The sequence below is a fragment of the Bacillus sp. 220_BSPC genome (assembly GCF_001054655.1).
GTDB lineage: Bacteria > Bacillota > Bacilli > Bacillales > DSM-1321 > Peribacillus > Peribacillus frigoritolerans.
Window position 1 is genome coordinate 19,691 of sequence record NZ_JVPL01000082.1, and the last position, 10,443, is coordinate 30,133.

9 protein-coding genes are annotated in these 10,443 nt (G+C 41.2%); 1 reads left to right on the plus strand and 8 read right to left on the minus strand.

Annotation, left to right across the window (positions count from 1 at the left end):
• Positions 1-52 precede the first annotated feature (52 nt).
• The 3 genes from ADA55_RS04975 to ADA55_RS04985 all read right to left on the minus strand — a co-directional run bounded on the left by ADA55_RS04975 (position 53) and on the right by ADA55_RS04985 (position 1,778).
• Positions 53-652, minus strand: coding sequence for a cell wall hydrolase (locus ADA55_RS04975; RefSeq protein WP_052137268.1), 600 nt, complete (start codon positions 650-652; stop codon positions 53-55).
• Positions 653-758: 106 nt separating this feature from the next.
• Complete coding sequence (locus tag ADA55_RS04980) at positions 759-1,334, minus strand: GNAT family N-acetyltransferase (protein ID WP_048680011.1); 576 nt, start codon at positions 1,332-1,334, stop codon at positions 759-761.
• Between the two features lie 39 nt (positions 1,335-1,373).
• Positions 1,374-1,778 carry a secondary thiamine-phosphate synthase enzyme YjbQ gene (locus tag ADA55_RS04985; RefSeq protein WP_048679988.1) on the minus strand — a complete coding sequence of 135 codons (405 nt, stop codon included), beginning with the start codon at positions 1,776-1,778 and terminating at the stop codon, positions 1,374-1,376.
• A gap of 181 nt (positions 1,779-1,959) precedes the next feature.
• Between ADA55_RS04985 and ADA55_RS04990 the strand changes: the two genes are divergently transcribed.
• Positions 1,960-2,328, plus strand: a complete 369-nt coding sequence (locus ADA55_RS04990; RefSeq protein ID WP_048679990.1) for a VOC family protein — start codon at positions 1,960-1,962, stop codon at positions 2,326-2,328.
• A 44-nt stretch (positions 2,329-2,372) separates the two neighbouring features.
• Here the strand turns inward: ADA55_RS04990 and ADA55_RS04995 are convergent, their stop codons facing one another.
• From ADA55_RS04995 to ADA55_RS05020, 5 genes are all read right to left on the minus strand, one after another.
• On the minus strand, positions 2,373-4,265 hold the full coding sequence (locus ADA55_RS04995) for a PTS fructose transporter subunit IIABC (protein WP_048679992.1): 1,893 nt from the start codon (positions 4,263-4,265) through the stop codon (positions 2,373-2,375).
• Between the two features lie 4 nt (positions 4,266-4,269).
• A complete protein-coding gene (gene pfkB, locus ADA55_RS05000) occupies positions 4,270-5,190 on the minus strand; it encodes a 1-phosphofructokinase (RefSeq protein ID WP_048679995.1) in 921 nt (306 codons plus the stop codon).
• The gene (locus ADA55_RS05005; RefSeq protein ID WP_048679998.1) at positions 5,190-5,942 is read right to left on the minus strand and encodes a DeoR/GlpR family DNA-binding transcription regulator; all 753 of its coding nucleotides are present in this window, start codon (positions 5,940-5,942) and stop codon (positions 5,190-5,192) included. Before ADA55_RS05005 ends, pfkB begins: the two co-directional genes overlap by 1 nt.
• 227 nt (positions 5,943-6,169) lie before the next feature.
• On the minus strand, positions 6,170-7,447 hold the full coding sequence (gene odhB / locus ADA55_RS05015) for a 2-oxoglutarate dehydrogenase complex dihydrolipoyllysine-residue succinyltransferase (protein WP_048680004.1): 1,278 nt from the start codon (positions 7,445-7,447) through the stop codon (positions 6,170-6,172).
• A gap of 1 nt (position 7,448) precedes the next feature.
• A complete protein-coding gene (locus ADA55_RS05020; RefSeq protein WP_048680007.1) occupies positions 7,449-10,301 on the minus strand; it encodes a 2-oxoglutarate dehydrogenase E1 component in 2,853 nt (950 codons plus the stop codon).
• Positions 10,302-10,443 lie beyond the last annotated feature (142 nt).

Here is a 10,443-nt window from a genome sequence, read left to right on the forward strand (position 1 = left end):
TAAAATAAAAGAACCGGCTCCCCATTTGGAAAGCCGGTTCTTGAGATGCAGTTTATATGGCAAAATGGTGTCCGCCGATAATTTTTATTACTTCTAATTGTTTCATCCATTCGCTGTCCGAAATACTGGGATTCCAAAAATACAAGGCATCATTTGTGTAGCCATGAATAGCCAATGCTTCATTGACAGCTCTCTTTGCATCATTTCCTGCCGGTTTGTTAATACTGCCATCACCAACAGGCGAGAATTGGTTTTTTTGATAAATCACTTCCCGGACCGTATCAGGGAATTCATTGCTATCAAGGCGATTCAAAACAACTCCCGCCACCTCGACCTTTCCTCTGTATGGTTCCCCTTTGGCTTCTGCATGCACAAGCCTTGCTAATAATTCTTTATCTTTATCATTCATTACATGCGGAATAATCAATGTTTTACCAGGTTCGGCAACATTATTTACGTTATGATTGACTTCTTTTAACTTACCGATCGGAACACCGTGCTGCTTTGCGATATCCCATATCGATTCACCTTGTTTAATGACATGTTTGGTTGCCCCATCAGAAGCTTTACTTGTCGTTCCCTTAGGAAAAGCTATACCAAGTACGATGACACTTAGAGTCATTATCACGGATATTAATACTGATAATTTCATCCTGTTACCTCCTCGTTAAGCACCTTCCTAGGATAACAGACCATATGGGAGAAAACAGTGCTAAATTTTTTCCAAGGAAATGAAGGAAAAATTTTCTCAGTTCCATTTACCTTCGGAATTTTAATGATTCCCACTCTTCCCGCAGCATTCCCATTCTGATTGAATCATAATAATAACCATCATGATAGCGGCATTTTCTCATTCTTCCCTCTACTTGCATGCCCACCTTTTTTCCAACTGCAATCATACGTTCATTACCTGACCAAGTTGTAAGTCCAACCCGCTCAATCTCCAGGTTTTCGAATAAATACCCAATGAACATCATTAATGCTTCTGTTCCATGACCGCCATTCCAATACTTGGGATCGAAAATAGTAATTCCGATTTCAAGCCAGCGTGAAGGTTCATGTTCCCAGTAATATACAACAGATCCAATAATTTGATCGTTTTTTTCCATTAATAGCTCGGAGTAAGCCCCGATTTTCTCATCATAGGTTTTATGCTTCGTTTCTTTATCGATAAACGTATGGAAATCAATGAGTTCAAGAGGGAGATACGGTGCATCCCACTTTTTCCATTCCGGATCGGTTTCGCCATATTTCAGGCTCCATAAACGTTTTAAATCGGCTTGTTTAACATTCCTCAATATGACTTTGCTTCCTTCAATCCGAACATCATCCAATCCGCTTCCTCCCACTTCATCCATGCTGTACCTTCCATTTTACTGGTCGACACATAATTTAATAAAATATTGCCTTTCTCTGGGACCATCGAATTCACAAAAATACACACCCTGCCAAGTACCAAGGACTAAGCTCCCTTTATGGATGATCACCTGTTGTGAAGAACCAACCGTACTTGATTTCAAATGGGCAGCCGTGTTTCCTTCCATATGTAAATCCAATGTATGATTCCATGGGTATTGCTCATCCAGTCTTCTTAATATATCCTTTTTGACATCGGGGTCAGCATTTTCATTGATCGTGATCCCTGCAGTCGTATGTGGACAATATATAAGAGCTACCCCCTCTTGAATCCCCTTTTCCTTGATGAATGCCTGTACTTCTGTCGTAACATCTATCATATCATCCCTTTTCACCGTTTTTAAGGTATTTTTCTTCAGCATGTACATTCACTCCTTTTGTTCATTTTAATACTCCTTTACCCATAAACATAAAAATTTATGCTTTCTTAAACCATTCACGACTTAAACATAAGGAAATCTTATCGATGGCAATTAAAAAAATAATCTATCCTTATTGATCTTTTTAAAATTGGATATATAAGGAATTGGGAGGGGTTGCAAGATGAACTTCATTTTTAAGTCAATCGACCATTACCAATTAGCATCTCCTAAAAATACCGAGAACCAATCAAGGAAGTTCTTCACTGAGATACTAATGTTCCGGGAAGTGAAAAAGCCTCCGTCATTAAGTTCCAATGGCGGGTTATGGTTCGAATCGGGATCGATCAAGATTCATGTCGGAACGGAGGATCATTTCATTCCCGCAAGAAAAGCGCACCCAGCACTTGAAGTTGAAAATCTCAACGAATTTAAACAACATTTAATGACTAAGCATATTTCTTTTACAGAAGATGGAAGGTTGCCCGGTGCGAACCATATATATTTATCCGATCCCTTCGGCAACCGGATCGAAATATTGGAATGGAAATAATAAAAAGCGGGTCCATTTATCCCGGACCCGCCTTTGTAGTATATTTATTTCTGTTTCTTTTTCCAGAATCCCAATATTAAAGCGGTAATGAGGGCTCCTATTAAAATCGCCAGCAGATAGCGGAAAGGATGGTTGACTAGGGGGATGACGAATATACCCCCATGCGGCGCTGGCAATGTTACACTAAAAGCCATTGACAGCGCTCCTGCCGTCGCTGACCCAATAACACTGCTGACAATAACCCGCAATGGATCCGCCGCCGCAAAAGGAATGGCTCCCTCTGTAATGAACGAAGCACCCATGAAGTAATTAGTGAAGCCGGATTTCCTTTCCATTTCACTGAATTTACTTTTAAAGAATGTAGTTGCAAGTGCGATTCCAAGAGGAGGAACCATGCCACCAGCCATAACTGCAGCATGCGGTCCGAAACTTGATGCTTCAATGGCTGCAATCCCAAAAGTGAATGCCGCTTTATTTAAGGGGCCACCCATATCCACAGCCATCATACCCCCAAGAATCAAGCCGAGGAATATTGCGTTCGTGCCGGATAAGCCCTGCAGCCAATTGGTCAGGCCCGTGTTAATTGCAGTTACTGGTTCATTTACGAGAAATATCATGATAAACCCAGTAATTAACATCCCGAATACAGGATAGAGTAACACCGGTTTAATGCCATCAAGTGTTTGCGGTAATTTGGAAAACAATTTTCTTAATAGTAAGACGACATAACCTGCAAGGAAACCGGCGATCAGTCCGCCAAGAAAACCGGCATTAGCCTGTGCTGCCAATAATCCCCCTACCATACCAGGGGCAAAACCTGGACGGTCGGCTATACTTGATGCAATGAATCCAGCGAGTATTGGGACAAGTAAGAAGAAGGCACCATTTCCCCCGCCAATATCACTTAATGCTTTGGCAATGGGATTATAATCCGGATTTGCCGGATCGGCTGCCTCGATTCCAAAAAAGAAAGAAAGCGCAATCAAGATTCCGCCCCCGACGACAAATGGAAGCATATTACTTACGCCATTCATTAAGTGCTTGTAAATCCCCAATCCTCCTTTAGCTGTTTCACCTTCATCATTTTTATCATTTCCAGTTCCATTGTAAACAGGTGCATCCTGATTCACGGCTCTGGTTAACAGTTCCTCGGTCTTCCGGATCCCATGGGCAACAGGGACAATAATGACATGTTTTCCATTAAAACGATTCATTTCAACCTGCTTATCGGCAGCAACGATAATGGCATCCGCCTCATCAATTTCTGCGGCGGTTAAACCATTTTTGATTCCTGTGGAACCATTTGTTTCCACTTTGAAATCGATTCCCATTTCCTTCGCTTTGGCCTTTAACGCATCGGCAGCCATATAAGTATGGGCAATTCCTGTTGGACAAGCTGTAACGGCAAGGATTTTGCCTCCTTTATCGTTACCGCTGGCACCATTGCTCGATTGCTGCTCTTCACTTTCTTCTTCATAAGCTTCCATTTCTTTTTGATTGATTATATCCAACACTTCCTCACCAGAAGAAGCAGAAATCAATCGGGCCCTGAATTTATCATCCATCAGTAATGATGAAAGCCGGGAAAGGGTTTCCAAGTGATCTGCATTCGCTCCTTCACTGGCTGCAATCATAAAGAACAAATGGGCCGGCTGTCCATCAAGCGATTCATAATCCACACCACTGACCGATTTGCCGAAACAGATGGCAGGTATCTTTACAGCATTTGTTTTTGCATGCGGTATGGCTATCCCTTCACCAATCCCGGTTGTGCTTTGCTCTTCACGTTTTAAGATGGCAGCTTTGAAACCATCCACATCATTTAACCTGCCTGCCTCGGCTAACTTTCCTGATAGTTCATCAATGACTGCTTGCTTTGTAACACTTTGCAGATTGATTATGATTGTATCCAATTTTAACAAGTCTGTAATTTTCATAGAGTCAGCCTCCTGTTAGTTGATTGATAACAATTTGCGGTAATAACTCTTCAATTTTATCCAATGTACCGAGATCGGATGAAAAGGCTGTAGCACTTCCTGCCGCAAGACTGAAGCGGAAAGCAGATAGAATATCCCCTGTCCTTTCATATGTCCCGATGAAACCTGCGACCATGGAATCACCGGCACCCACTGAGTTGATGACATTCCCTTTTGGAACATTTGCGGAATATGATTCTCCTCCCGAGCAAAGGACGGCCCCCTGTCCCGCCATTGAGACAATAACGTTCTGTGCTCCTGCTTCAACCAATTTTGCGCCATATTCCCTAGCATCATCAACCGTACTTATTTCGGTGGAAAAAAGCTCACCCAGTTCATGATGATTGGGCTTTATTAAAAATGGCCGGTGTGGAAGGACATCCAGTAATTCCTTGCCACTCGTATCCACCACCACTTTAATGCCATTATGGATACAAGACCTTGACATGGCTTCGTATACATCCGAAGGAACGCTTGGAGGGATGCTTCCTGACAAAATAAGGATATCATTATTGTTCAACTGTTCAATCTGACTAAATAATTGTTGATAATTCCCTTTTGAAATGACTGGCCCTTGGCTATTTATTTCTGTCTCAAGCCCTGTTTTCAATTTTATGTTAATTCTTGTATCTCCAGCTATTTCTGTAAAGTCCGTGAAAATCTCTTCCTGTCTTAAAAACCTTTTTACAAATTCACCTGTTTGTCCACCGATGAAACCTAACGCTGTTGTACTATTTCCCAGCCTTTTTAGCACACGGGAAACATTGATTCCTTTCCCTCCAGGGAATTTTGCATCATAACTGGTTCGATTCACCTTGCCCATTTGAAAGCTCTCCACTTCGACCAGGTAATCGATGGATGGATTAAGTGTCACTGTATAAATCATTAAATGGTCACGACCTTTACCTTTGGATTTTTTTGAAGGTAAGCAACAGCCTCTTCATCATTGCTGTCAGTAAGGATAATGGCATCGCTTACATCTGCTACCTTGGCGAAAGTAGCTTCATTAAGTTTTGAACTGTCAGCAAGCACGTAGGTCTCATTAGAGAGGCGTAATGCCATCTTCTTCAGCAGGGCTTCCTCCGGGTCGGGTGTTGTGAAACCCAATTCTTGATGGATGCCGTTCATTCCCAAGAAACATTTATCAAAACGGTATTCATTCAAAAACTGTACAGCATTACTTCCTATAATCGCATTTGTCGAAAATTTTATCGTTCCGCCAACTAACACTGTTTTGATTTCCAATTCGATGAGTTTTGGAATATGCATAAGACCATTTGTCAGTACCGTTATATTTTTATCTTTTAAATAAGGAATCATTTCGGCAGTTGTCGTCCCAGCATCAAGATATATACAATCATTTTTCTCTATGAATGAAGCCGCCAGCTTTGCTATAAGTTGTTTTTCAGCTCTTGCTTTGTATTGCTTTTCCATAGTTGTTGGTTCAAGGCCTTTTCTTTGCAGTAAAGAGGCACCGCCATGCACGCGTTTCAAGAGCTTCATTTCTTCGAGTTGCACTAAATCTCTCCGAATGGTCGACTCCGAGGCTTGTAACTGATCTACAAGCTCCTGCAGCTTTACCGTTCCTTGTTCTTTAAGGATCGATAAGATGAACTGGTGCCTTTCAGTTGTCAACAATTCGCCCACCTCACTTTAATATCATCATCATATATGAAAATGAAGGAATAATCAATCATAAACGTTTAAAAATAATCAAATTCATTCAAAAATACATTCAAAAACATTCATTTTTATTAGAAATGAACTTTCTTGAATTTCATTATCTTTTTTTCTATGAAAATATCCTTTCTGTTCAACAAAAAAATACCCCCATGTCAAGATGACAGGGGGGTAGTATTATTTTATTAGCCTTGAAGTAAAAGTTGTTCTGGATCTTCAAGCATATCCTTGATGGCCACTAAGAAACCAACTGCTTCTTTTCCGTCTACGATACGGTGATCATAAGATAATGCAAGGTACATCATTGGTCTGTTTTCGATTTGGTCTCCAACGGCGATTGGACGAGTCTTGATTGTATGCATGCCCAAGATCCCAACTTGAGGGGCATTCAAGATTGGTGTTGATAATAGGGAACCGAAAGTCCCTCCGTTAGTGATGGTAAAAGTACCACCTGATAGATCTGAAAGTCCCAGTTTGTTGTTACGCGCTTTAACAGCTAAATCCGAAATGTTCTTTTCGATTTCAGCAAAGCTTTTGCGGTCAGCATCCCTTACAACCGGAACGACAAGACCTTCATCAGTGGATACTGCTACACCGATATCATAAAAGTTCTTTTTCAGGATATGGTCGCCTTGGATTTCAGCATTCAATAACGGATATTTTTTCAATGCGCCAATGACCGCTTTAGTGAAGAATGACATGAAACCAAGTTTAACATCATTTGTTTTCACGAAAGAATCCTTATGGCGGTTACGCAATTCCATGACTGCAGAAAGATCGACTTCGTTAAAAGTAGTAAGCATGGCTGCTTCTGATTGTACTTGAACTAGACGTTTGGCAATGGTTTGACGACGGCGTGTCATCTTAACCACTTCAATGCGGTCATCATTCACTTCAACAGGAGCGGCTGCTTGTTTAGCTGCAGGAGCTTGTTTTGGAGCTGCCGCAGGTGCTGCAGGAGCTGCAGGTGCATTACTTGCTGCTTCTACGTCTTGTACACGTACACGACCTAGTGGATCTGCTACAGGCACTTGAGTCAAGTCAATTCCTTTTTCACGAGCCAATTTCCTTGCAGCTGGTGATGCAATAACTTGTTGAGTGGATGATGCTTCTTTCGCTTCTGATTTAGGAGCCTCTTTAGCAGGAGCCGCTTGTTCAGCCTTAACTGGTTCTGCTTTAGCTTCTTCAACCTTAGGAGCTTCCGCTTTTGGAGCTGCTGCAGCTGATCCATTTTCATCAACGATGGCGATAGCCTGTCCGACTTGGACAGTATCGCCTTCTTCTGCTAAATGTTCAGAAAGTGTACCAGTATAATCTGAAATGATTTCAACGTTCACTTTATCCGTTTCAAGCTCAAGGACATATTCTCCTTTTTCAACGTGATCACCGGGTTGTTTTAACCATTGCGCAATAGATCCTTCAGAAATTGATTCTGCTAATTCAGGTACTTTTACTTCAGCCATTTTATTTCTCCCCCTCATTATTGCGTGTAATTGCTTGAGTCATAATCCGTTGTTGTTCATTTTTATGGACAAGTGGATCTCCCTCAGCCGGGCTTGATCTGCGCTTCCTTCCTATATATGTTACTGAAAGATTGCCAGGAGCCGCTGCATTTAGGCGAGGTTCAACAAATGTCCAAGCACCCATGTTTTTAGGTTCTTCTTGAGCCCAGAAGATTTCTTTAAGATTTGTATATTTTTTCAGGGCTTCTTGAACTCCAGTGAATGGGAATGGATAAATTTCTTCGATACTGATGATTTGCAACCAATCCGTATTTTTTTCAGTTGCCGCTTTTTCACGAAGTTCAACCGCCAATTTACCTGTTGCAAAAACAATGCGTTCAACCGATTTAGGTTTTTTGCCCAATGCTTTGGTTTCTACGAATGATTCAAATGCGCCTTCACTGAATTCTTCTGTTGTAGAAGCCATCACTTGATTACGAAGCATACTCTTTGGTGTCATGATGACAAGCGGACGTACTTGTTCTTGATCCAAAATCTTAGCTTGTCTTCTAAGGATATGGAAGTATTGAGCTGCCGAACTTAAGTTAGCAACTGTCCAGTTGTTTTCAGCTGCTAATTGAAGGAAGCGTTCCAGTCGTGCACTTGAGTGCTCTGGCCCTTGTCCTTCATAACCGTGTGGAAGCAGCATGACAAGACCTGATTTTTGACCCCATTTAGCACGGCCAGCCGCGATGAATTGGTCAAAGATCACTTGTGCTGTATTAGCGAAGTCACCGAATTGGCCTTCCCATAATACAAGTGTCTCAGGTGCAAAAACATTATAACCATATTCATAAGCCAGAACTGCCGTTTCCGTAAGCGGGCTGTTATGAACAGCGAATGAAGCTTTGGCAGTTTCAAGTGTGTGAAGTGGTGAATATGTTTTTCCATTAACACTATCATGTAACATGATATTACGTTGTGCGAATGTTCCACGCTCTGAATCTTGTCCTGTCAAACGGATTGGCGTGCCGTCACTTAAAATCGATGCAAAAGCCAATGTCTCGGCATGTGCCCAATCGATTTTTCCGTCAGGACCAAAGGAATCCAAGCGACGTGATAAGATCTTTCCTAATTTTTTATTAGGGGTGAATCCTTCCGGCCACTTAACAAGTTCTTCGTTAATTGTAACAAGTTCTTGTTTCGGAACTGCCGTTTCAATGGCTGGAAGTCCTTTTTCAATAATCCCAGGAGGATTACATTCTTTGGAAGCTTCCGGTTTATTTCCGGAAATTTTCGCATATGCATCTGCAAGCCTTGAATCCACTTGCTCAGCAATCGCTTTAACTTCAGCTTCAGTGAACTCGCCGGATTCAATAAGTTTTTTCCCATAAAGCTCTTTTACGGTTGGATGCTTATGGATTAATGCATACATTTCAGGTTGAGTCACCAATGGCTCATCCATTTCGTTATGGCCGAAACGTCTGTAACCGATCAGGTCGATCAAGAAATCCTTGTTGTATTTTTCACGATATAGGTTAGCAAGGTTCACAGCAGCCATACATGCTTCTGGATCATCTGCATTTACATGCACGATCGGCACTTCAAAGCCTTTTGCCAAATCACTAGCATATAAGGTTGAACGTGAATCTTCACTTTCCGTTGTAAAACCGATCATGTTATTGGCGATGATATGGATTGCGCCGCCAACTTGATAACCGCGTAAACGGCTTAAGTTAAACGTTTCAGGTACAATTCCTTCACCTGGGAATGCAGCATCACCATGAATCAGGATTGCAAGAGATTTGGAAATGTCTTGCACCGGGAATCCTTTTTCTGTACGGTCTTCTTGAGCCGCACGAGAATACCCTTCCACGATTGGACCGACTACTTCCAAGTGACTTGGGTTATTGGCAAGTGTAATCCTTGCTTTTTGTATATTAGCTTTAGTAATCTGTTTATCCAGACCTAAATGATATTTAACATCACCTGTCCATCCATTGTTAATGCCTGTCGAACCTTCGGAAGGAACCAAATCTTTATTCGGTGAATGTTGGAATTCAGAGAAAATGACCTCATAAGGCTTTCCTAATACATGTGCAAGCACATTCAAACGTCCACGGTGAGCCATGGCTATATTCACATTACCCGTTCCGTTTTGGACAGTTTGTGAAATCATTTCATCTAAAATCGGAACCAAAGCATCCAGTCCTTCAATAGAGAAACGTTTTTGCCCTACATATGTGCGGTGAAGGAATTTCTCGAAACCTTCTACTTCATTCAATCGTTTAAGTAATAGTTCTCTTTTCTCTTTTCCCACTTCCGGGAACATGTTTCCAGATTCGACCATATCAGTAAGCCATTGCTTTTCATCCAAGTCATTAACATGATGAAATTCAAAGGCTATCGTTTTTGTATAGAGTTGTTTTAGGTATTGCACGGCTTCGTATCCGTCTTTAACGTCTTCAGGTGATTCCGGACAAATTAAGTCCGCCGGTATTTTCCTTAAATCATCTGCAGTCAAGCCATATTTTTCAAAGTGAATTTGTTCAGTGTCCAGAGCTTCTTCTTTTAAAGGATAAATATTTGCAGCAAGATGCCCGTATGCACGGATATTTTCAGCTAAATTAACTGCAGACATAATTTTCTTCATTGGAAGAACTTCTCCAGTTTGTACAGTTGATGCACTTACAGTCGTTGTTTCTGCCGATACATCGAATGAAGGAGGACCTGCTACTTCAAAAAAGTTTTTCAGTTCCGGATCCACTTCTTCCGGGTTGGCTAGAAATAAATCGTATTGCTCCATGACATACCCAAGGTTTGGACCCGAAAAAGCTTTCCAGTGGTCTAATACCTTAGAATCATTGATGGTCATTTTGTAAACCCCCAAATTTTTCTCATAATTTTTTTCATTACGTTTTATCCATCCCCAAATTTCTTTCTTCTAAATTTTCCCCAAATATATGATATATATAAGATATATAATAAATAACTTTGGTTATTGAATAATAAAATTT

Coding starts and splice junctions, on each gene's coding strand:
- ADA55_RS04975 (WP_052137268.1), bottom strand. CDS start 652: ATGAAATTATCAGTATTAATATCCGTGATAATGACTCTAAGTGTCATC.
- ADA55_RS04985 (WP_048679988.1), bottom strand. CDS start 1,778: ATGCTGAAGAAAAATACCTTAAAAACGGTGAAAAGGGATGATATGATA.
- ADA55_RS04990 (WP_048679990.1), top strand. CDS start 1,960: ATGAACTTCATTTTTAAGTCAATCGACCATTACCAATTAGCATCTCCT.
- ADA55_RS04995 (WP_048679992.1), bottom strand. CDS start 4,265: ATGAAAATTACAGACTTGTTAAAATTGGATACAATCATAATCAATCTG.
- pfkB (WP_048679995.1), bottom strand. CDS start 5,190: ATGATTTATACAGTGACACTTAATCCATCCATCGATTACCTGGTCGAA.
- odhB (WP_048680004.1), bottom strand. CDS start 7,447: ATGGCTGAAGTAAAAGTACCTGAATTAGCAGAATCAATTTCTGAAGGA.
- ADA55_RS05020 (WP_048680007.1), bottom strand. CDS start 10,301: ATGACCATCAATGATTCTAAGGTATTAGACCACTGGAAAGCTTTTTCG.